The sequence below is a fragment of the Anaerolineales bacterium genome, from assembly GCA_019637805.1.
Classification (GTDB): domain Bacteria; phylum Chloroflexota; class Anaerolineae; order Anaerolineales; family UBA11579; genus JAMCZK01.
Window position 1 is genome coordinate 470,958 of the sequence record JAHBVB010000002.1, and the last position, 21,624, is coordinate 492,581.

The window sequence follows — 21,624 nt, forward strand, 5'->3', positions numbered from 1 at the left end:
CTGGTGAAGCAGAATTCGAATTCTGCTTCACCAGCGAATGTTTAGATTATCACAACGGGTTTTTCACTAGCTAAGGCGCACCTATCCGCTAACAATCCATATACCGTTGATCGTTCTAAGCCGCGATAATTTGCTTGCGCGGGTCTGGCAGGTATTTGATGCACAGCCAGAGCGCAGCGATGCCTACGGCCAGCACGGTGGCGAAGAGCGCCTGGTGCGAGAGGCCGTCCACGATCAGGCCGCCCACCAGCGGAGCGATAGTGAGCACTGGGGCCATAAAGGTGTTGTTGATGCCGATGAAGCGGCTGGTCTGCTCCGGCGGGGCCAGCTCGAAGACCATGTTGGCGTCGCCTACGCGCTGGACCGCATACATGCCGCCCATGCAGACGGCGATGATGTAGAAGGCCAACGGCGAGGCGGCGGTGAGCGAGAGGACGCCGGTGAGAATGAACAATACGCAGTCGAAGACGTAGACCATCTTGTAGCCGTGGCGGTCGCCCAGCCAGCCCAGCAGGAAGCCCATCAGGGTCTGGGTGAGCAGGATGATCATGGTGAAGACCCCGACCGCGCCGCTGTCCAGGCCGAAACGGCTGATGGCGTAGATGGCAAAGAAGGCATTGCCCATCAGGCCAAAGTTCATAAAGCTGCGCACCAAAAGGTAGCGCTTGAAGCCCAGCGATTTACGGATGTGCTGAGGGATGGTCTTCAGGAAGGTTTTGAGGTCTTCCGTCTTGGTTTGGATGGGGAAAGGCACTTCGCGGAAGCTGGCGATGAAGAACGGCGAGATGAACGAGGTGCCAAAACCCAACCAGAACAAGTAGCGCAGGTTGATGGGGAAATCGTAGCTGTTGAGCAGGTGCGTAGCGATGAGCGAGGCGGCCAGGCCGATCAGGCCGCCCAGGGCGCCGTTGAAGCCAAAGAACAGGCCGCGGTTGCGGATGATGTTCTTGCTGGTGAAATCGCCGTAGGCCGGGCCGATCAGCCCGTTGGTCACGGAGAAGACCAGGAACGAGATCATCAAGATCAACAGCGCCAGCTCATTACTGATCAGCCCGGTGAATTGCGCCACCAGGGCAATCGCCAGGATGCCGACGCGCTCGGTGGCGGCGATCCAGAAGATCGGCCACTTGCGGGTGGGGCGGCCGTTGACCAGAAAGGCGCCGATCAGTTGCGGGAAGAAGTAGCCCAGGTAGTAGATGGCTGGCACCAGCCCGATATAGGCGGGGTGCTCGGTGAGTTTGGAGACAAAATACGGAATGATCGTATCTTGCGACAGCATCGCCACGGAGAAGGAAAAGAAAGACGAATCCAGCGCCAGCATCAGGAAATTCCAGCGATAGTTCTTCTCCACCGCCTCGATGTAGTCGGGGAAATCCTGTTTGATTTTTTGGATATCGGTGCTTAGCATCGTAGTGCGACTTGCTTAGCTTTTGGCTTTCGCGCGGTCGGCCTCAATCAGGGTCTTCAGTGCTTCCACGGCTACGCGGATGGGTTTGTTGATGTCGAACTCGCGGTTGAACTGCTCGACTTCTTGCGGAGTTTCCGGGCGCTTGTAGATGTTGGCCATCAGCATCACGCCGCCGGCGCGTACGCGGTGAATGCTGCCGATGACGAACAAGGCAGCCGCCTCCATTTCGGAGCAGACCGCCCCGCCGTCCGTCCAAGCCTTCCAGCGGTCGTGCAAGCGCTTGGCGACCGGCATGCGTTCGGGGGTCACTTCGCCGTAGAAGGAGTCTTTGGACTGGCTGATGCCGACGCGATAGGGCAAGCTCAGGTCCTGGGCGGCTTTGCGCAGCGCCAGGGTCACATCCAGGTCGGCCACGGCCGGGAACTCGATGGGCATGTAATGGCTGGTGGTGCCTTCGTCGCGGATGGCTCCGCTGACCACGGCCACTTCGCCGTTGATCGTGTCGGGCTGGATGCCGCCGGAGGTGCCAACGCGGATGAAAGTGTCGGCGCCGATGGCGACCAGCTCCTCCATGGCGATGGCGGCCGAAGGGCAACCAATGCCGGTGGAGGTCACCGAGACTTTCTCACCAAGCAGCGTGCCGGTGAAGGTGCGGTACTCACGCTTGTAAGCGATCTCTTTGGCATCGTCAAAATACGAAGCGATCAACTCGGTGCGGCCAGGATCGCCGGGCAGCAGCACATAACGGCCCACGTCACCGGGCTTGAGGTCAATGTGGTGTTGTTTTTGGTCCATGATCTATGTTCCTTGGGCGCGATCGCGCTCGATGAGGATCTTTAAGGCTTCGGTGACCGTCTGCAGCATGCGGGTCAGGTCACGATAGGGTTCCATTTTCTGAGGGGCTTCCTGGTTGGCCATGATCTGCATCACGCCGCCGCAGCGTTTGCGATGGATGGCCGCGATGGCGAACAGGGTGGAGGCTTCCATTTCCGAGCAAATCGCCCCGCCAGCGATCCAGGCCTTCCAGCGGTCCAGCAGGTGGTCCGCCACGGGCATGCGCTGGGGGGCGTGCTGCCCATAGAAGGAGTCCTTGGACTGGCTGATGCCGACGTGGTAGGGCGTGCCCAGCTTCTCGCAGGCCTCGCGCAGTGTGGCGACGATATCAATGTCGGCCACGGCGGGGAACTCGATGGGCAGGTAGTGGCTGCTGGTGCCCTCGTCGCGGATGGCGGCATTGACAATCGCCAACTCGCCGGGGATCAGGTGGGGCTGCATGCCACCGGAGGTGCCGACCCGGATGAAGGTATCCGCGCCGATGGCGATCAGCTCTTCGATGGCAATCGCCGCTGAAGGGCAGCCAATGCCGGTGGAGGTGACTGAGACTTTCTCGCCCAGCAACGTGCCGGTGAAGGTGCGGTACTCGCGCTTGTAGGCGACTTCTTTGGCGTCGTCGAAGTAGGAGGCGATCAGCTCGGTGCGGCCGGGGTCGCCGGGCAGCAATACATAGCGGCCGACATCGCCAGGTTGCAAGTCAATGTGATGTTGTTTCATTGTCCCAAGTGCTCCGGCTGCTAGGCCTTGGCGCGGTCCGCTTCGATCAGGGTCTTGAGGGCTTCGACCGCTACGCGGATCGGCTTGTTGATATCGAGGGCCTTGGCGAACTCCTCGATCTCTTCCGGTGTTTCGGGGTGCTTCTCAAACTTGGCCATCATCATCACGCCGCCCACGCGCACGCGGTGGATGCTGCCGATGACGAAGAGCACCGCAGCTTCCATCTCGGAGCAGATCGCTCCGCCATCGGTCCAGGCTTTCCAACGGTCCAGCAGACGGTTGGCGACCGGCATGCGCTTGGGCGCGTGCTGGCCGTAGAAGGAGTCCTTGGACTGGCTGATGCCGACGCGATAGGGCTGTCCCAGGTCTTGGGCGGCCTTGCGCAGCGCCAGGGTGATGTCCAAGTCGGCCACGGCGGGGAATTCGGCCGGCATGTAGTGCAGAGTAGTGCCCTCATCGCGAATGGCGCCGCTGACGATGGCGACCTCGCCGTTGATCGTGTCTGGCTGGATGCCGCCGGAAGTACCGACGCGGATGAAGGTGTCGGCCCCCAGCGCGATCAGCTCTTCGATAGCGATCGCCGCCGAAGGGCAGCCAATCCCGGTGGAAGTCACCGAGACCTTTTCGCCCAGCAGGGTGCCGGTGAAGGTGCGATATTCGCGCTTATAGGCGATCTCTTTGGCGTCATCAAAGTACGAAGCGATGACTTCGGTGCGGCCTGGGTCGCCGGGCAGCAGCACATAGCGGCCGACATCACCGGGCTTCAAGTCAATGTGGTGTTGCTTTTGTTGGTCCATCAGTGCTGTTCCTTTATATGGTCTTGTTGGATCAGGATCTTCATGGCCTCGATGGCGGTGTCCAGGGTTTGTCCCTGGTCACGCGCCGCAGGCAGCGGGGTGGCGGCGGTTTGGTTGATGGCCATCAGCAGCACCGAGCCTACCCGCTTGCGGTAGATGCTGCCCAGGATGAACAGAATGGCTGATTCCATTTCGGCACAGATCGCGCCCCCCGCCGTCCAGGCCTGCCAGCGCTCTTGCAGTTCGCTGGCAATTGGCATGCGTTCGGGGGCATGCTGGGCATAAAAGGAGTCCTTGCTGTGCGAGAACCCAACATGGTGGGGCAGCCCCAGCTGCTGGGCAGCCTGGCGCAGCGCCAGAAGTACATCCAGATGCGGCACCGCCGGAAATTCTACCGGCAAGTAATGCTTGCTGGTGCCCTCATCCCGAACGGCTCCGCTGACAATCGCCAGGTCGCCAGGCATGATGTGCGGCTGCATGGCGCCGGAGGTGCCCACGCGGATGAAGGTGTCCGCCCCGAGCATGATCAATTCCTCGATGGCAATCGCCGCCGAGGGATTGCCAATCCCTGTGGATGTTACCGAGACCTTCTCGCCCAGCAGGGTGCCGGTGAAAGTGCGGTATTCGCGTTTGTAGGCTACCTGACGCGCATTCTCAAACCGCGCCGCGATGGCTTCTGTGCGGCCGGGATCACCCGGCAAAAAGACATAGCGGCCCACATCGCCGGGTTGCATGTCGATGTGGTGCATTCGCTGCGCAGCGTTCATCGTCTCGGGCTACCAGCATCCCGGCCTAGGCGGTCAGCACCAGCCTGAGGGCAAAAGCGATGAAGAGCAGGAAGCCGATGCCTGCCCCGAAGAACAGGATCAAGGCGAAGGTCGGCGAGAAAGTCAGCGTGCGGCTCCAGTCCAGGGTCTTGTCCACCAGCAGCCAGTAGGTCATGGCGCCGCTAAACAGCGCGCCAGCAGCCAGCACCAGCGCATCTTTGAAGCCAAACTGAACCTGGCGGTAGCTGGTCTTCTGGCCGCTGCTGCCAAAGGCGCGTGATTCCAGCGAGATGGAGAGCTGCTGCACGCGCTCAATGGCGCCGACGAAGACCGGCACCATGCTAGGCAGAATCGCGGCAAAGCCGGTGCCCTTCAGGCCGCGTGACTTCTGCGCCTTGAGCACGGTGTTGAACTCGCTCTGCAGAATGGGGATCAACTGCAGGGTCATGGTCAGGATGAAGTTCATCGTGTAGGGCAGGCCCACCTTTTGCATGGAGGCAAAGATGTCGCTGGGGTGCGAGGTCATGATCATGACCATGGCGAAGGTGGTCATGCACATGATGCGCAGCAAAAGTGAAAGCCCGCTGTAGATGCCTTCTTGCCAGATAGTGAAAGGTCCCACCGCCACGATCGGCGTCCACGGTTGCGGGAAGGCCGGGGCAATGCTTTGCAGCAGGATCAGCGTAAGGCTGATGGGGAACAGCACCATCACCACGCGCAGATAAGAAGGCCAGATCTGCGCGATGGTCACGAACAAAAGACCCAGCAGAAAGACGCCGCCCAGGATGACAGGGTTGCGGGTGATGAATGAGATCACCAGAATGCCCAACACCCAAACCATCTTGGGGATGGGGTTGATGCGATGGATCGGCGAGTTGCCGGGAACTACAGAGATGGGGACTGCAATGCCTTGCATGAGTTTCTCCTCCGGAAGCCGCTAGGACTTCAGCTCTTTCAGCATCTCGTCCACCGAGAGCACCACTTTGCCCTTCTTCAGGTTCAGGGAAAGTTGGGTGATCTGCGGCGGGGCCAAGTGGGTACTTTCCATAACCTCGCTCATGGCGAACACTTTGCGCGGGGTATCGTCGGCGATCAAGTGCGCGTCGCGCATCACCAGCAGGCGGTCCACCACTTCGGCCAGCAGGATCATGTCGTGTGCCACGCAGATCACGGTGTGGCCGTTCTCGCGCAGGCGATGGATCAGCTTGTATACACGCTGGGTAGTGATGTTGTCCTGGCCGGTGGTCGGTTCGTCCAAAATGAAGATGTCAGGGCGCATGGTGAAGATTGAGGCCATGCCGACCAGCTTGCGCAGCGGGAAGCCGATGCGGTAGGGGTGCAGGTCGCGCATTTCTTCCAGGCCAAAGAATTCGATGGCTTCTTCGCGGCGGGCCTCAATTTCGGACTCGTCCACTTTTAAGTTGCGCGGCCCAAACTCCAGCTCATCCTGCACCGTGCGGGCGAACAGTTGGTGGTTGGGGTTCTGGTACACATAGCCCACCTTGGCAGACATGGCCTGTACGCTTTGCTTTTCGGTGTCTTCGCCATCGATCAACACGCGGCCACTGGTGGGCTTCAGCAGCGAGTTGAGGTGTTTGACTAAAGTGGTCTTGCCGGAGCCATTCTGGCCGATCAGGCCCACGATCTCGCCGCGGTTGATGGTCACAGACACATCATCCAACGCGGTCACGTTGCCGCGTGAGTACACATGGGTGACATTCTCTACTTGAACAATGGGTTTAGCGCTCATAGTTTCCTCTCTCAGCGCAGGCTGGCCACAGCTTCGTCCAGGGTCACGGGGTAACCTTTGCTGAACTTGCGGGTACCCTTCTTGGCGAGCTTGGCCGACAGCTCAGTGACCTGCGGAGTGCGCAGACCCAAGCGCTCAAACAACGCGGTTTCGCTGAAGACTTCCTTGGGCGTGCCATTCAGTACGATCTTGCCTTCGTCCATCACGATCACACGGTCGGCATAAGCGGCCATCACTTCCACTTCATGCTCGGCCATGACGATGGTCATGTTCTCTTCTTTGTTCAGCTTGGCGGCCACCGCAAAGATCTCTTCCTTGCCGATCGGGTCCACGTTGGATGTGGGTTCATCCATCACCAGGATCTTCGGGCGCATAGCCAGCGCAGAAGCGATCGAGAGGCGCTGCTGCTGCCCGCCGGAGAGGGCGAATGGCGAGCGTTCCTCCAGACCGGACAGGCCCACGATCTTCAACACTTCCGGGATGATGCGGTTCATCTCTTCGAAGCTGAAGCCGATGTTTTCCATACCGAGGGCGATTTCCTCTGCCACGCTCATTTGGCTCAACTGGAATTCCGGATTGTCAAAGACCATCCCTACCAACTTGGCCATCTCGCGTACAGAGGTGACCTCGGTATCCTGTCCGTAGACAGAGAACTCGCCAGAGAATTCGCCCATAATGCTGTTTGGAATAACGCCATTGATGCACAATTGCAAAGTGGTTTTGCCCGCGCCGTTCAGGCCCAACAGGGCCACATACTCACCTTCATAAATCGTCAAGTTGATGTTTTCGATGGCGAATTCACGGTCGCTGGCGGCTGCGTACCCGAAACTCACATCTTTAAACTCGATAACAGGTTTTCCTTTGGCCATTGTGGCTCCTTGGTTCAGATAAGAGCGAGGGCAAGACGGAGTACGCCCTGCCCTCGCTCCTTACTCACTAGCGAAAGAAATTAAAGCCTATTCTTCGCTATCAAAGTTGCCAAAGATCACGCCCAGGCCGGCCAGGATGATAATCACACCCAGCACATACACAGCACCAAGCAAGATCGAGAACGGTTCGCTGCCCACGAATTCCAGGTCAGCGATGTTCTGGGAGGCACCCGGCAGAAAGAGCATCATCAGACCGATGCCGATCACGCCGGCGCCCAAACCCTCTTTTGCACCAACAGTCTTGTTCATCTCTTGAAATCCTTTTCTGGTTCTTAGTTGGCCACAGCGATAGCGATCAGCATGACCGCCACACCGATGACCACACCGACAACCGGCAGAATGATGCGGTTCAGGCCTTCGGCCTTCGGCAGCATCAGGTTCTGGGTCAGGTTAGCAGGCAGGGCCTCGATGATCGCCAGAGCCACATAACCGGAGATGATCTTGTCAGCCAGGGAGACCAAGATGTTGGACGAGAACACCGAGACGATCAGGTTCTGGCCCATCGCCAGGAAGGCAGCGGTCATCACATCGGAGAAGTGGCCGGTAGCGCCGCCGAAGATGAAGACGTAGATCGGCACTGCGGTAACGGAGCACAGGAAGGCAACCAGAATGTTGAGCAGGAAGAAGCCCACATTGGTCTTGCCCCAACCCCAACGGTGACCGTAACCCCAAACCAGCGCGCCCACCACATTGACTACGGCGAAAGGCAGGCTGATGGGGCCGGACAGGAAGGAGTTAACGATGTTCGTGATCGCGCCAACCAGCGCACCCCACCAGGGGCCAAGCACGATCGCGGTCACGGCGGTACCGATCATGTCCAAGAAGATCGGCAGTTGCAGAGCGCTGCGGATGGTGCCACCAACGATGTTAAGGGCGGCAGCCACGGGTACCAGTGCGACCACATAGGTCAACGGAATGCGAGCCGCACGGGTCTTTGCTTTTGAAGCCATATTGAGATCCTCCTACATAAAATGTGTAGTTTAGTGTCCCTGCAACGATAATGAGTGTTGCAGCCCCATGGACGCGGGTTTCTCCTCGGGGATTAGCCAATCGCAGGGGCGCACGGTAACAATTCCGTGGAGGAGCGCTCCAAGATAAAAGCGGCTATGGATCTACGTAACTTGTGCGCATCACCTCCATTCCTGATACTAGGTACAAAAACACCACTCTTGCATAAGAGCAAGAATGGTGTTTTTAAGTAGACTTAGATTGGTGGAATATGAAGTACAAGCCCTGGGTGTTGCTTTTCGGAGCGACAACTGCAGATGTGACTTGCAGCAACTCCGTGGGGGAGATAGTAGAAATCTCTCACGCTTGACGGTACTGAATACCGATGGTGTAATGGATATACGTCTACAAACGTTTGGGCAGTATACCATACAAATTTGCAAATTCTTGCAAGATTAAGAGGTATAGCCATTGAGCGGTTTGCCAACGATTGATCATCAGGGGCCGGTGCCAATTTACTTGCAGTTGGCAGACTGGATGCGTTCTCAGATCCTGGGCGAGCAGTGGCCGCGCGGCCACCAACTCATCGCTGAAGAAGATCTGGTAAATCTATGGGGTGTCAGCCGGGGCACCATCCGCAAAGCGATCGAGAAACTGGTTGAAGAAGGCTTGCTGATGCGAGTGCACGGCCGGGGCACTTTTGTCTCGTCCAAATTGGTGGAGCAACCCCTGGCTGAGGAGTTGATCACTTTTTCCGAAGACCTGATCGCCCGCGGCATTGATTTCCAAACCCATGTTTTGCAGCAGCACTATATTGCCCCCACAGCCCGTACCGCCAATGTGCTGCAGGTGCCACCGGGTGAAACGGTTTTTTATCTAAACCGGGTGCGCGTGGTGGAAGGCGAGCCGGTGGTGGTATTGGACAATTATGTATACAGTCCACAGTGCACCGGCATTGAGCAAGTCGATTTCACCCGCTTCCGCCTGTTTGAGACTTTGGAAGAGACCTATGGCGTGCTGCCCGCACGCGGCCGGCGCACCTTTGAAGCTCAGCTGGCCGAGGGACGCGTGGCGGAATTGCTCCAGGTGGGCGAGGGCAGCCCGGTGATGTATATGGAACAGGTCACCTCTTTGGCGGATGGCACGCCAGTCGAATTTTCCAACCTGTGGCTGCGCGCCGACCGTTACCGGATCTCTGCCAATGTGAGCCGCCAGCGCGTCACCCAAAAAACCACCAGCCTGCAAGCCTGAAGTCCGCACAAAAAACAAAGGAGTAGTTTTGAAAATCGAAAAAGTCTTCTTTAGCCATGATGGGGGCTTAGACGACTATCTGTGTGTCATGCTTTTGATGAGCCTGGCGCACGTGGAAACCCTGGGTGTGGTCGTTACTGAGGCCGACTGCTATATCGATCCAGCGGTGGGAGCCACGCGCAAGATCCTGGACTTGATGGACGGCGCACATATACCCGTGGCGGCCAGCACCGTGCGGGCGCGCAATCCCTTCCCGCGCCGCCTGCGGCGCACATCCTGGCAGATCGACAATCTGCCGATATTGAATGCGCGCGGCGAAGTGAGTGCCCCGCTGGTAGGTGAACCCGGCCAGCAGTACCTGGCGCGGGTGCTCAGCGAACTGGAGGAGCCGATCACCTTCCTGGAGACCGGCCCGCTGACCACCCTGGCCGAAGCGCTGAAGATCGCGCCGGAGGCGGCCAGTAAGGTGAGCCGCATCTTATGGATGGGTGGGGCGCTGCATGTGCCCGGCAATGTGCGCCCTCATGAGGATGCCAATATTGACGGCAGCATGGAATGGAATGTCTACTGGGATCCTGAGGCGGCCTACGACATCTGGCAGACGGACATCCCGGTGGTGCTGTGCCCGCTGGACATCACCAACACCGTGCCGCTGACGCAGGACTTTATGAGCATGCTGGCCGCGCAGTACGACTACAAGATCTCCGACCTGGCCGGGCAGGCCTATGCCCTGGTGCGTCACCAACCCTACTACATGTGGGATGTGCTCACCACTGCCTATCTGGCCTGGCCGGACCTTTTCACCTTGAAGGAAGAGCGCGTCGAGATCGTGCCGTACGGCGCCAGCCAGGGGCGCACCAAACCCTCGCCGGATGGCAAGCTGGTGCAGGTAATGCACACGGTTGACACGGCGCGGTTGAACGCCAACCTGGCCGCAGCCTGGAAGCGCAACTAGATCATGGCTCACACTGGGCGGGTGACTGTGGTGGGCAGCTTTGCAGTGGGCATCACCCTACGGGCTTCACGTTTCCCCGTGGCGGGCGAAACCCTGCCCGGCCGCGACTTTGACATGGGGCCGGGCGGCAAAGGCTCCAACCAGGCGATTGGCATCGCCCGCCTCGGGGTACCCAGCGCTTTGCTGGTCAAGATCGGCCAGGACCAGCTGGGCCAAATGGCGGCCCCGCTGTACGCCGAGGAGGATGTGGATGCCAGCCACCTGATCACCTCTGCTGAGCGCAACACGGGGGTCGGGCTGATCGTGCTTAACCAGGCCGGCGAGAACTTCATCGTGCTGGATATGGGCGCCAATGAACTGCTCAGCCCGGCCGATGTGGCCGCGGCCGAGGACTTGATCGCCGGCAGCCGGGTGGTAATGACCGTGTTGGAGATCCCCATCCAGACCGCGCTGGCGGGCATGCGCCTGGCTCGTAAGCATGGCGCCATTTCCATCCTAAACCCGGCCCCGGCCCAGAGCTTGCCGGATGAGTTGCTGGAGCAGGTGGATGTGATTACCCCGAACCAGACTGAGCTGCGCCTGCTGAACGGCCTGGCGCCGGATGCGGAAATAGATCGCGTCCAGATGGCCCAGGCCTTGCAAGCGCGTGGGGTGCGCAATGTGGTGCTGACCCGCGGGGCGCAGGGCGCCATGCTGCTGGCCGAAGACGGCAGCGTGCATGAGGTGCCCGGATACACTGTGGACGTGGTGGACACCACGGGCGCCGGCGATGCCTTTAACGCCGCTTTGGGGGCGGCCCTGGCGGAGGGCAAGCCTTTGCTGGAAGCGGTTCAGTTCGCGGTGGCGGCCGGCGCATTGGCTTGTACAAAACTGGGGGTGGTGCCGGCGCTGGCCCGCCGCTCAGACATTGAAGCCCTTACAAGTGCTCAGGCAAGAAGGGAACTGTGATGAACACGACCACCAAGTACCTCCCCGGCCAACACCCGCGGGCACAGTGGATGCGCATGGATGCGGCAGGCATATTGAAGCGCTTCTTCTTTCTGGAGCGCGCCCTGGTGGTGGCCCAATCCGGTTGGCTGGCGAGCATTGCGCCGGTACCTATTAAAACCGGCCTGCCGGAATTCGCCTGGCAGGATGCCGAAACCGCCGATGATCTGCGTGAGCGCATCTTTGAACTACGCTTCCCCAGCCGCTTGATGGAAGTCGATAAGGACGCGGCTCTGGTGAACCTGTACCAGGCGGCCATCCATGCGCCCAGCGCCGGCGCCTTCTTGTTGGGCCTGCAACGTGTGCTCAAGCCCGCCCTACGGGATGCCTATCGCCAATACCTGACCAACACGGACGCTATTGCGGATGGGCCGACTTTGCGCTTTATCCGCTTGGCCGAGCGGGAGAAGACCGAGCAGATCGAAAAGCTGGGCATCTGGGCGGCGGAGCTGCTGGAGGGCGACCCAGCGATGGCCGAGCAGGCTGAACGCTGGGCGGCTGGTTTGCAAGCCGCGCTGGACGCTCTGGGCGGCGTGAGCCTCGAGCCACAGATGCCTCAGATTGCTATGCCGGAGCTGCCCGAGCACAAGCCCTTTGCCTTGGCGCAAGACCCGGCCCGGGATGAGCGCTTCAACCGCGTGCGCTTTTATTGGCCTGACATCGTCGATCCGAACTTTGCTTATGGGGAGGGCATCAACCTGCAGATGCGCAGCGCCATCAGCCATTTTAATGAAGTCTGGGCGGTGGAGACGGCCGGCGCCATTCTGCACGCCTTTGCCGACGAGCTGGGCTGGGATTTCATTCATGACGCCGCTCACTGGGCCTATGATGAAGCCCGCCATACTCAAATGGGCCTCAACCGCCTAATCCATTGGGGCTTTGACCCAGCCGAACTTCCGCTGGGCGACTATATTTACCAAAGCGCCCACGGAGAAGACCCCATCTATCGCCTCGGCATGCTTTTCTTCTTTGAAACCAAGAACATCGGTCACAAGAACGTGCGCATCAAAGCTTTCACCGAGTATAACGACGAGGTCAGCCGCCACGACATGGACTATGACTGGGCCGATGAAACCATCCATGCCAGCTATGGAGCCCACTGGTTGGGTGAGTTGCTCAAGAACCGTCCTGAAAAAGAAGTGGACGAAGTGCGGGCTTACTGTGGTGAACTGGTGGCGAAGACCGTGGCTACCTGCACGGATCAGGAACGGGCGGAGATCCGCTCCATGGCGGAAAAATTGCTGGTCAAAGCCAGCAGCCTGGCCTAACAACAGAAAACGCCGCCTGGTCAGGCGGCGTTTTTATTTAAGGTGTGAGGCTAGTCGCGGCTCAGCACGACCCACAGCGCGCGCATGGGTGTTTCGCCGGTGTTGGAGAGGCGGTGCGGAGTGGTCGAGTCGAAGATGATGCTGTCGCCGGGTCCGAGCACGTAACTTTCAAAGGCCAGTTCCACCAGCAGCTCACCTTCCAGCACCAGCCCAAATTCGCGGCCGCTGTGGCTGGACATGGTCTTGCCGGACTGGGCTTGCGGCTGGTAACTGATCTCCAGAAATTCGGCGTCGGGTTCCGCGCCGGTGGTCAGGCGCGCCCATTGAATGCCGCTTTGCAATTCGATCAGCGGGCGGTTGTCGCGCTGCATGATCGGCTCTTGCTTATTGACCGGGTCAAACCCGGCCACGCGCGCATCGCTGCCTGCTGAGAGCATGGCTTCGCGCAGCTTGCTGGCGGTGTATTCCTGCGGTTCCAGCACGGCTTCGCTGGCCTCAGGGTTTTCACCGTTCTCAGAAGGGAAGAAGTAGTCCAGCGGTACGTTCAACGCTGCGGCGATCTTGTACAGGGAGCGTACCGAGGGGTAAGCCTTGCCCGTCTCGATCTGGCTGAGCATGCTCGCGCTGATCTCAGCCGTGCTGGCCAACTCGCGCAGGCTCATTTTATGGCCCTGGCGCGCGGCGAGCAGCTTCTTGCCTATGCTTACTGCATCTTGGCGGAGTTCTTCTTGCATAGCTAAATGGTACCCGATTGTTCAATAGAAATTGACAAAAACGGGGTTTCCCCTATAATTTGTTCAATAGGACGCAACAAAAGCGGCTTTGTACGGGCCGTAATGATCATCATCAATGAAAACTCAAGGCAAGACTCATGATTTGGTTTCGAGCTGCCTTTCTGCGCGCAACTATATCATTTTTTATTTATCTGCATCTGCCTCTTGGGCCGATGTGTTTGTTCAAACTCCACTACAGCAGAAGATGAGAGGCCGCCATGCTTAGAACGTACGGGACCATGGGTGTGGATTGGGAGCAGCGCGTCGATTTTGACCGCCTGCGCAAAGCCCGCCTAGCCCGGGTGAAGCAGAAGTTGAAGGAGTCGGAGATCGGCGCGTTGCTGTGCTTCGACATGAACAACATTCGCTATATCACCAACACGACGATTGGCACCTGGGCCATCGACAAGCTGGGCCGCTTCTGTTTGCTGGCCCAGGACGATGAGCCGATCAACTGGGACTTCGGTTCGGCGGCCAAACACCATACTCTCCATGCGCCCTGGCTGGGTGAGGGGCGCTCGCGAGCGGGCATCTCCACACTGCGCGGCGCCATGCCTCCCGGCGCCATGCGCGCCGAGGATGTGGCCCGCAAGATCCGCATTGAGCTTGAGGAGCGCGGCCTGCAGAACGAACCGCTGGGCGTGGACGTGGTCGAGCCACCGGTGCTGTTCGCTCTGCAGGCCGAGGGCATTACCGTGGTAGACGGCCAGCAATTGATGCAAGACATTCGCGTGATCAAAACCGAAGATGAGATCACCCTGCTCAATATGGCCTGCATGATGGTGGACGCCGCCTATGAGGAACTGTATCGCTTCATGAAGCCCGGCGTGCGCGAGAGCGAAGCGGTGGCCCTGGTGAACAAGGTGCTCTACGAGTTGGGCTCCGAGCATGTCGAGGGCGTCAACGCCATCTCTGGCGAGCGCTGCAGCCCGCACCCGCACATCTTCAGCGATCGCGTGATGCGCCCGGGCGATCCGGCCTTCTACGATATTCTGCATTCCTATATGGGCTACCGTACTTGCTACTATCGCACCTTCGCCATCGGTTCTGCTTCACAAGCGCAGGTGGATGCCTATAAGCGCTGTCGCTATTACCTGGATGCAGCCATCGACGCCATCCGCCCCGGTGTGACCACTGCTGATGTGGTCAAGCTGTGGCCCAAGGCGCAGGAGTTTGGCTTCCCCAACGAAGAGTCCTGCTTTGCCTTGCAATACGGCCACGGTGTTGGCCTGGCGATCTGGGAGAAGCCGGTCTTCAGCCGCCTGGTTTCCTTCGACAGCCCGCAAGAGATCGAAGAGGGCATGGTCTTTGCCTTGGAAACTTATTGGCCGGCCAGCGATGGCTGGTCTGCCGCCCGCATTGAAGAGCAGATGGTGGTGACCAAGGACGGTGTGGAGGTCATTACCCGCTTCCCGGCTGAGGAGTTGATGGTGGCCGGCAAGCGCTACTTCACCACCGAGGGCTGGCTGCCCACCATGCGCGACACGCAGTCGCACCGCAACATTGACTACAGCGGCGTCAGTTACGGCGGCGCAGGCCTGCCTGATGATGCGCCCGGCCTGGATGGCAAGGTGGACGGCAAAGTCAAACCCGCCAACGCCAAGAAGAAGTAATCAGGCCAGCCATGCACTTCGTCTCCAGCCTGAGCCAGATCGCCGCCGAAACGCCGGACGGTTATGAAACCGCCAGCCGAGGTTTCACGCGGCAAACCTATGTGGACCGCGCCAAGGGCTCGGTGCACATGGGTGTGGGCATCTGCGCGCTGGATGAGGGTGGGGCGATCGAGCATCATCTTCATTCGTTTGAAGAGAGCTTCTACGTTTTGGAAGGCCAGGTCAGCGTGCAGATCGGCGACCTGGCCTTTGTGCTGCGCCCGGGCGACTACGGGCTGATCCCTACCGGCAGCGCGCACGCCTGGCGCAACGCCGGCGACGCGCCGGCGCGCTGGCTGGAGATGCAGGCCCCGCAGCCACGCTCACTAGACTACGGACGCGATACGTTCTTTGTCCCCGGCGAGTTCCCCGCCAACGCGCAGCCGCTGGATCCGGCCGCGGCGGGCGGGCTGATGCTGGGCCACTTCGACGAGAGCCAGCTGCCCAAACCCGGCGCGCCCTCAGAGATGGAAGGCTTTGACCCCACCACGGGCGTGGCGATCAAGATGTTTGTGGACCGTTCGTCTGGCGCCCTGCACCAGTCCCTGTTTCTGATCCAGTACCAACCTGGCGCCAAGATTGATCCGCACGACCACACCTTTGAAGAGTCCTACTACATCCTCAGCGGGCGCGTGCGCGCCCTGGCCGATGGCCAAGCCCATGAACTGGGGCCGGGCGATGTGATCTGGACTGGCGTGGGTTGCATCCACAGCTTTGAGAACGCCGGGGACGAGCCAGTGACCTGGCTGGAAACGCAGGCCTCCCTGCCGCCGGCCAAAGAGGCTTTCCGCTTTGAGCGCGATTGGGCGGGCAAGTACCCGCAGAGCAGTTAGGAGCAAGATGGCGACAATTGGCTTTATTGGGTTGGGCGTGATGGGCAGCCGCATGGTGCAGCGTTTGCTGGCGGCCGGCCACAGCGTCACCGGCTACAACCGCACCCGTGCCAAGGCGGAGGACTTGATTGCCGCCGGTATGAGCTGGGCGGATACGCCGCGGGCCGCCGCCGAAGCGGCCGACATCGTGCTCAGCATTGTCAGTGATACCAAGGCCCTGCAGCAGATTGCTGAAGGGCCGCAAGGCGTGCTGGCCGGCCTTTCCGCCGGCAAGATCTATGTGGACATGAGCACGGTCAGCCCGGCGGCCATCCGCGAGCTGGCGGCCAAGGCGGCCGGGCTGGGCGCGGCCATGCTGGACTCGCCCGTTTCGGGGAGCGTGGCCACGCTGGAGCAAGGTCAGTTGACCATGATGGTGGCCGGCGACCCTCAGGCTTTCAAGCAGGTCGAACCGGTCTTGCTCGACATTGGCATGAAAGCCACGCATGTGGGCGAGAGCGGCCAGGCGGTTTCGATGAAGATCGCCGTCAACCTGAACATTGCGGCCCAGGTGCTGGCTTTGAGCGAGTCCGTCTTGCTGGCTGAGAAGGCCGGCATCCCGCGCCAGACCGCGTTGGATGTGCTGACCAACAGTGTGGTCGCCTCGCCGCTGATCAAGTACAAGTCGCCCTTCCTGATCGAAATGCCGGACCAGGCCTGGTTCACGGCCGATATGATGCACAAAGATATTGGTCTGGCCCTGGATTTGGCCGAGGAAGTCGGCGCGAATTTACCCGTGACACAAACCAGTCAGGCCTATTTCAAACGCGTTCAAGAGCTGGGCCTGGGCGGCAAAGATTTTGCCGTAGTGATCGAGGCCCTTTAGGAGCAATATGGCAAAAGCAGCCAAGCAGACCAAACCCAAAACCAGCAAGTCCGCCACGCCCGACGCCGAAGAGTGGCTGACGATGTACGAGCAGATGGTGCGCATCCGCAGCTTTGAGGAGCGCGTCAACCTGCTGTATACCTCGGCCAAGATGCCTGGCCTGGCGCATTTGTACATTGGCGAGGAAGCCATCGCTGTCGGGGTGTGCTCGGTGCTCAACGCCGAAGATTACATCACCAGCACGCACCGCGGCCACGGGCATTGCATCGCCAAAGGTGCCGACGTGGACATTATGTTCGCTGAGCTGCTGGGCAAAGCCGCCGGTTACTGCAAAGGCAAGGGCGGTTCGATGCACATTGCCGACCAGGCCAATGGCAACCTGGGCGCCAACGCCATCGTCGGCGGCAGCGCCGGCATCGCCGTGGGCGCGGCCTTCTCGGCCCAGCGGCTGGGCAATGGCCGGGTGGCGGTGTGCTTCTTTGGCGAGGGCGCCATGGGACAGGGATTTTTGGCCGAGACGATGAACCTGGCCCAGCTGTGGAAGCTGCCGGTCATCTTCGTCTGCGAAAACAACATGTACAACGAGTACACGCACTTTTCTGAAACCACCGCCGGCAACCCAGCGGACCGGGCGCGGGCGCTGGGTATGCACACCGAGGAACAGGACGGACAAGACATTCGAGTGGTATATGAAACCGCCTTGACCGCCGTCGAGCGCGCCCGCCGCGGCGAAGGCCCGGCCTTCCTAATGTTCCACACCTACCGCTATCACGGCCACCATGTGGGCGATATCAACCGCGAGTACTACCGTTCCAAGGAAGAGGAGCGCGACTGGGTGGAAAACCGTGACCCCCTGGCCTTGTTTGCCGATTGGCTGCTGGCCAAGAAGCTGACTGACCGCAGCGTGCTGGACGGCATTGAAGCAGAAGTCAAAGAGGAAGTGGAGCGCGGCGCCCAGTTCGCTTTGGACGCTCCATATCCCGACCCCAGCGAGGTGAGCACCAATGTCTACGCTTAGTGCCGAGAAAACCGGGGTGCGGGTGCTGACCATGGGCGAGGCGATCCGTGAGGCCCTGGCCGAAGAGCTGCGCCGCGACCCGACCGTGTTCGTGATGGGCGAGGATGTGGCCGAGGCGGGCACCGCCTTCAAGGTGCTGCTGGGCCTGGTGGACGAGTTCGGCCCCGAGCGGGTGATCGACTCGCCGATCTCCGAGCCGGGCATCACCGGCCTAGGGGTGGGGGCGGCGATGACCGGCATGCGTCCGGTGATCGACATCATGTTCGGCGACTTCATCACCCTGACCATGGACCAGATGGTCAACCAGGCGGCCAAGATCCACTACATGTCCGGCGGCAAACTCAAGGTGCCGATGGTGCTGCGCACTACGATGGGCGCCTCGCGGCGCTCGGCGGCCCAGCACTCGCAGTCGCTGCATGCCTGGTTCAGCCATGTGCCCGGCCTCAAGGTGGTGGTGCCCTCCACGCCGTACGACGCCAAGGGTCTGCTCAAAACCGCCATCCGCGACGACAACCCGGTAGCCTTCTTCGAGGACAAGATGATGTACCAACTCAAGGGCGAAGTGCCCGAGGAGGAATACACCATCCCCTTCGGTGTGGCGGACATCAAGCGCCCTGGCACGGACATCACCATCGTGGCCACCAGCAGTATGGTGCAGGTTTCGCTGGCCGCCGCCGAAATGCTGGCTGAGATCGGCATTGAGGCCGAAGTGGTCGACCCGCGCACCACCTTCCCGCTGGACAAAGAGGCCATCATCGAATCGGCCAAGAAGACCAGCCGGGCGATCGTGGTGGATGAAGGCTACGAGCGCTACGGCGTTACCGCCGAGATCGCTTCGGTGATTGCCGATGGCGCCTTCTATTATTTGGATGCGCCGGTGAAGCGCATCGGCGCCATGGACGTGCCGATCCCTTTCTCGCCCGCGCTGGAAGACCTGACCGTGCCCACTGCGGACACCGTGGTGGAGACCGCCAAGGCCCTTTGCGGCCGCAACTAGGAGCCCACCCTGGCTATTGACGTAATTATGCCCGCCCTGGGGATGGCCCAGGAAACCGGCCGCTTGCTGAAGTGGTACAAGGCCGCCGGGGAGCAGGTCACCAAAGGGGAGCCGCTGATGGAGGTGGAGACCGACAAGGTCACCGTCACCATCGAGGCGGCGGACAGCGGTACCCTGGCCAATGTGGTTGCCACCGAAGGCCAGGATGTGCCCGTGGGCGAAACCATTGCTCATTTGCTGGCGCTGGGTGAGGCGGCCCCACCGCCGCCCGTGATCCGCAGCGCGGCGCCCAGTGCGCCAGCGGGCAAACCTGCCGCCGCACGCCCGCAAGCCTCTCAGCCGCGCCAACCTGCCGCCCAACCGATAGCTCCGGCGGGCAATGGGCGCGCCGTGGTGGTCAATGCCAGCCCGGTGGCCCTGCGCATGGCGGCCGAAAACGGCATCGACCTGGCGCTGGTCAAGCCGGGCGGGGGGCGCGTCACCCGCGAAGATGTGCAGGCCTATCTGCAACAGCGGCAGCGTCCGCTTGCGGTCGGCCCCGGTGGGCGCGTCTTGGCTTCGCCCAAGGCGCGTCGCCTGGCGGGCGAGGCCGGGCTGGACCTGGCGTTCATCCCCGGCAGCGGTCCGGAAGGGGCTGTGCTGGTGATTGACCTGCCGCTGGCCGCGGCGGGGCCGCAGACTCCGCCGCCATTACCGGCCGGGATGAGCGAAGTCAGCCTGGGCAGCCTGTGGCGCGTGATGGCCGAGCATGTCACCCAGAGCTGGCAGGATGTGCCGCATTTCTATTTGGTGCGCGAAGTGGACGCCGGGGCGCTGATGGCCGCCCGCCAGAAACTCAAGGGGCAGGGCGAAACCAAAGTAACCTTTACTGATATGCTGGTGAAGCTGGTGGCCAAGACGCTTAAGCAGCATCCCAACGTCAACGCCACCTGGATGCGCGGCACACTGGCCTTGATCGAAGACATCAACGTTGGTCTGGCGGTGGGCGTGCCGGATGGTCTGGTGGTGCCGGTGGTGCACAAAGCCGACCAGCTCAGCGTGCAGGAAATTGCCCAGCGGCGCGGCGAGATCGTGGAACGCGCCAACCAAAAGGCCCTAGGCCCGCAGGATATTCAGGGCGGCACGTTCACCATCAGCAACCTGGGTATGTACAATATTGATGCATTCAACGCCATCGTCAATGCGCCCCAAGCCGCCATCCTGGCGGTTGGGCGCATTGTGGAGCGCGTGGTGGCCCAGGAGGGCAAGCCGGTGGTGCGGCCCATCCTGACCATGACGCTTTCCTGCGACCACCGCGTGGTAGACGGCTTGCGCGGGGCCGAGTTCCTCGATACGCTGGCTAAACTGATCGAAGATCCGAATTTGGATTAAGGAGCCTCATGGAAAGCAAACGCCTGCGCGATTCGCAGACCCGCGCTGCAGAGCAAGACGCCGCCAAGACCGAGATGGGCGAATTCGGCGTGCTGCTGGACGGTAAGTGGCTGAAGACCGGCGATGCCATTGGTGTGCACAGCCCCTACGACGATGCCCTGGTGGCTGTGGTACACCGCGCCGGCCCCGAGCAGATCGAGCAGGCCATTCAGGTGGCCACCGCCGCCTTCCAGACCACCCGCAAAATGCCGGTCTGGAAGCGGGCTGAGGTGCTGACCAAGGTCAGCCAGGGGATTGCCGCCCGCCGTGAAGAGCTGGCCCGCACCATCGCCCTGGAAGCCGGCAAGCCCATTCGCACCGCCCGCTTGGAAGTGGACCGGGCTACTTTCACCTTTCAAGTGGCTGCGGAAGAGAGCAAGCGCATTTACGGTGAAATTGTCCCGCTGGATTGGCTGCCCGGCGCCGAGAACCGCGTGGCGCATGTGATGCATGTGCCGCTGGGACCAATTGCGGGCATCGCCCCGTTCAACTTCCCGCTCAATTTGGTTGCCCACAAGGTGGCCCCGGCCATGGCGGCCGGTAACCCGATCATTTTGCGCCCGGCCAGCGCCACGCCGCTCAGCGCGCTGAAGCTGGGCGAGATCATTCTGGAAGCCGGCTGGCCGGAGGGCGGCTATGCCGTGGTGCCTTCAGCCACCAAGGACGCTGCGCCATTGGTGGAAGACCCGCGTATCAAGCTGCTGACCTTCACGGGCAGCCCGGCGGTGGGCTGGGCGCTCAAGGCCAAGGCCGGCATGAAGCGCGTAACCCTGGAGCTGGGCGGCAACGCCGGCGTCATTGTGCACGACGACGCCGACATTGACTACGCCGCCGAGCGGGTGGCCTGGGGCGGCTTCTCGTACGCCGGCCAATCCTGCATTTCAGTGCAGCGCGTTTACATTGCCCAAAAGGTCTATGAAGACTTCGCCGAAGCCCTGGTCCCGCGTGTAAAAGCGTTGGTGGTGGGTGACCCGCTGGATGAGAAGACCGACGTGGGCCCGATGATCGACGTGGGAGCGGCCGAACGCCTGGACAACTGGGTGGGCGAAGCCAAGACCGGCGGGGGCCAGGTGCTGGCGGGCGGCAGCCGCAAGGGCACGCTGTTCCAGCCCACAGTGCTCAGCTCGATCGACGAGAGTATGTCCGTGTCTTGCCAGGAAGCCTTTGGCCCCATTTTGGGTTTATACCAGTACACTGATGTGCACCAGGCCATTCGCGCCGTGGATAGCAGTGAATTCGGGCTGCAGGCTGGCATCTTTACCCAGAATATGGGCATCATCCACGCGGCCTTTGAGGAAATTGAAGTCGGCGGCTTGATGGTGAACGACGTGTCCACCTTCCGCATGGACCATATGCCCTACGGCGGCGTGAAACAGTCTGGCCTGGGCCGCGAAGGCCTGCGCTATGCGATGGAAGAGATGAGCGAACTCAAACTGCTTACCTTCAACCACCGCAGCTAGAACGA

22 protein-coding genes are annotated in these 21,624 nt (G+C 60.8%); 11 read left to right on the top strand and 11 right to left on the bottom strand.

The window, feature by feature from the left end; translation table 11 throughout:
• Positions 1-115: 115 nt before the first annotated feature.
• The 10 genes from KF885_07990 to KF885_08035 all read right to left on the bottom strand — a co-directional run bounded on the left by KF885_07990 (position 116) and on the right by KF885_08035 (position 8,152).
• Positions 116-1,408: an MFS transporter gene (locus KF885_07990; GenBank protein MBX3049098.1), complete on the bottom strand. Its 1,293-nt coding sequence runs from the start codon at positions 1,406-1,408 to the stop codon at positions 116-118.
• 15 nt (positions 1,409-1,423) lie between these two features.
• Positions 1,424-2,203: a nucleoside phosphorylase gene (locus KF885_07995; protein MBX3049099.1), complete on the bottom strand. Its 780-nt coding sequence runs from the start codon at positions 2,201-2,203 to the stop codon at positions 1,424-1,426.
• Positions 2,204-2,206: 3 nt separating this feature from the next.
• Positions 2,207-2,959: a nucleoside phosphorylase gene (locus tag KF885_08000; protein MBX3049100.1), complete on the bottom strand. Its 753-nt coding sequence runs from the start codon at positions 2,957-2,959 to the stop codon at positions 2,207-2,209.
• A gap of 20 nt (positions 2,960-2,979) precedes the next feature.
• Complete coding sequence (locus KF885_08005) at positions 2,980-3,756, bottom strand: nucleoside phosphorylase (protein MBX3049101.1); 777 nt, start codon at positions 3,754-3,756, stop codon at positions 2,980-2,982.
• Positions 3,756-4,523 carry a nucleoside phosphorylase gene (locus tag KF885_08010; GenBank protein ID MBX3049102.1) on the bottom strand — a complete coding sequence of 256 codons (768 nt, stop codon included), beginning with the start codon at positions 4,521-4,523 and terminating at the stop codon, positions 3,756-3,758. The genes KF885_08005 and KF885_08010 overlap by 1 nt, the downstream gene beginning before the upstream one ends.
• Before the next feature lie 25 nt (positions 4,524-4,548).
• Complete coding sequence (locus tag KF885_08015) at positions 4,549-5,439, bottom strand: energy-coupling factor transporter transmembrane protein EcfT (GenBank protein ID MBX3049103.1); 891 nt, start codon at positions 5,437-5,439, stop codon at positions 4,549-4,551.
• 21 nt (positions 5,440-5,460) lie between these two features.
• A complete protein-coding gene (locus KF885_08020; protein ID MBX3049104.1) occupies positions 5,461-6,273 on the bottom strand; it encodes an ATP-binding cassette domain-containing protein in 813 nt (270 codons plus the stop codon).
• A gap of 11 nt (positions 6,274-6,284) precedes the next feature.
• Positions 6,285-7,142, bottom strand: a complete 858-nt coding sequence (locus KF885_08025; protein ID MBX3049105.1) for an ATP-binding cassette domain-containing protein — start codon at positions 7,140-7,142, stop codon at positions 6,285-6,287.
• Between the two features lie 87 nt (positions 7,143-7,229).
• Positions 7,230-7,451 carry a hypothetical protein gene (locus KF885_08030; GenBank protein ID MBX3049106.1) on the bottom strand — a complete coding sequence of 74 codons (222 nt, stop codon included), beginning with the start codon at positions 7,449-7,451 and terminating at the stop codon, positions 7,230-7,232.
• A 23-nt stretch (positions 7,452-7,474) separates the two neighbouring features.
• Entirely contained in the window at positions 7,475-8,152 is a 678-nt protein-coding gene (locus KF885_08035) for a hypothetical protein (GenBank protein ID MBX3049107.1), read from the bottom strand.
• 535 nt (positions 8,153-8,687) lie between these two features.
• On the opposite strand from KF885_08035, the gene KF885_08040 reads away from it, so the two are divergent.
• The 4 genes from KF885_08040 to KF885_08055 are packed head-to-tail and all read left to right on the top strand — an operon-like array spanning position 8,688 to position 12,611.
• Positions 8,688-9,401, top strand: coding sequence for a GntR family transcriptional regulator (locus tag KF885_08040; GenBank protein ID MBX3049108.1), 714 nt, complete (start codon positions 8,688-8,690; stop codon positions 9,399-9,401).
• Between the two features lie 28 nt (positions 9,402-9,429).
• Positions 9,430-10,356, top strand: a complete 927-nt coding sequence (locus KF885_08045) for a nucleoside hydrolase (GenBank protein MBX3049109.1) — start codon at positions 9,430-9,432, stop codon at positions 10,354-10,356.
• A gap of 3 nt (positions 10,357-10,359) precedes the next feature.
• Complete coding sequence (locus tag KF885_08050) at positions 10,360-11,304, top strand: ribokinase (protein MBX3049110.1); 945 nt, start codon at positions 10,360-10,362, stop codon at positions 11,302-11,304.
• Positions 11,304-12,611, top strand: coding sequence for a DUF455 family protein (locus tag KF885_08055; protein ID MBX3049111.1), 1,308 nt, complete (start codon positions 11,304-11,306; stop codon positions 12,609-12,611). Before KF885_08050 ends, KF885_08055 begins: the two co-directional genes overlap by 1 nt.
• A 50-nt stretch (positions 12,612-12,661) precedes the next feature.
• Here KF885_08055 and KF885_08060 read toward each other — a convergent pair whose 3' ends face one another.
• On the bottom strand, positions 12,662-13,345 hold the full coding sequence (locus tag KF885_08060; GenBank protein ID MBX3049112.1) for a cupin domain-containing protein: 684 nt from the start codon (positions 13,343-13,345) through the stop codon (positions 12,662-12,664).
• A gap of 257 nt (positions 13,346-13,602) precedes the next feature.
• Here KF885_08060 and KF885_08065 point away from each other — a divergent pair, with 257 nt between their 5' ends.
• Genes KF885_08065 through KF885_08095 form a run of 7 tightly spaced genes read left to right on the top strand, consistent with a single transcriptional unit; the run spans position 13,603 to position 21,619 of the window.
• Positions 13,603-14,997 (top strand): aminopeptidase P family protein, encoded by a 1,395-nt coding sequence (locus KF885_08065; GenBank protein MBX3049113.1) that lies wholly within the window; start codon positions 13,603-13,605, stop codon positions 14,995-14,997.
• An 11-nt stretch (positions 14,998-15,008) separates the two neighbouring features.
• Entirely contained in the window at positions 15,009-15,869 is an 861-nt protein-coding gene (locus KF885_08070) for a cupin domain-containing protein (protein MBX3049114.1), read from the top strand.
• Positions 15,870-15,876: 7 nt separating this feature from the next.
• Positions 15,877-16,734, top strand: a complete 858-nt coding sequence (locus KF885_08075; protein ID MBX3049115.1) for an NAD(P)-dependent oxidoreductase — start codon at positions 15,877-15,879, stop codon at positions 16,732-16,734.
• A gap of 7 nt (positions 16,735-16,741) precedes the next feature.
• A complete protein-coding gene (locus KF885_08080; GenBank protein ID MBX3049116.1) occupies positions 16,742-17,752 on the top strand; it encodes a thiamine pyrophosphate-dependent dehydrogenase E1 component subunit alpha in 1,011 nt (336 codons plus the stop codon).
• Positions 17,739-18,749 carry an alpha-ketoacid dehydrogenase subunit beta gene (locus KF885_08085; protein ID MBX3049117.1) on the top strand — a complete coding sequence of 337 codons (1,011 nt, stop codon included), beginning with the start codon at positions 17,739-17,741 and terminating at the stop codon, positions 18,747-18,749. Before KF885_08080 ends, KF885_08085 begins: the two co-directional genes overlap by 14 nt.
• Positions 18,750-18,776: 27 nt before the next feature.
• Positions 18,777-20,120, top strand: coding sequence for a 2-oxo acid dehydrogenase subunit E2 (locus tag KF885_08090; GenBank protein MBX3049118.1), 1,344 nt, complete (start codon positions 18,777-18,779; stop codon positions 20,118-20,120).
• An 8-nt stretch (positions 20,121-20,128) separates the two neighbouring features.
• Complete coding sequence (locus KF885_08095) at positions 20,129-21,619, top strand: aldehyde dehydrogenase family protein (protein MBX3049119.1); 1,491 nt, start codon at positions 20,129-20,131, stop codon at positions 21,617-21,619.
• Positions 21,620-21,624: the final 5 nt, after the last annotated feature.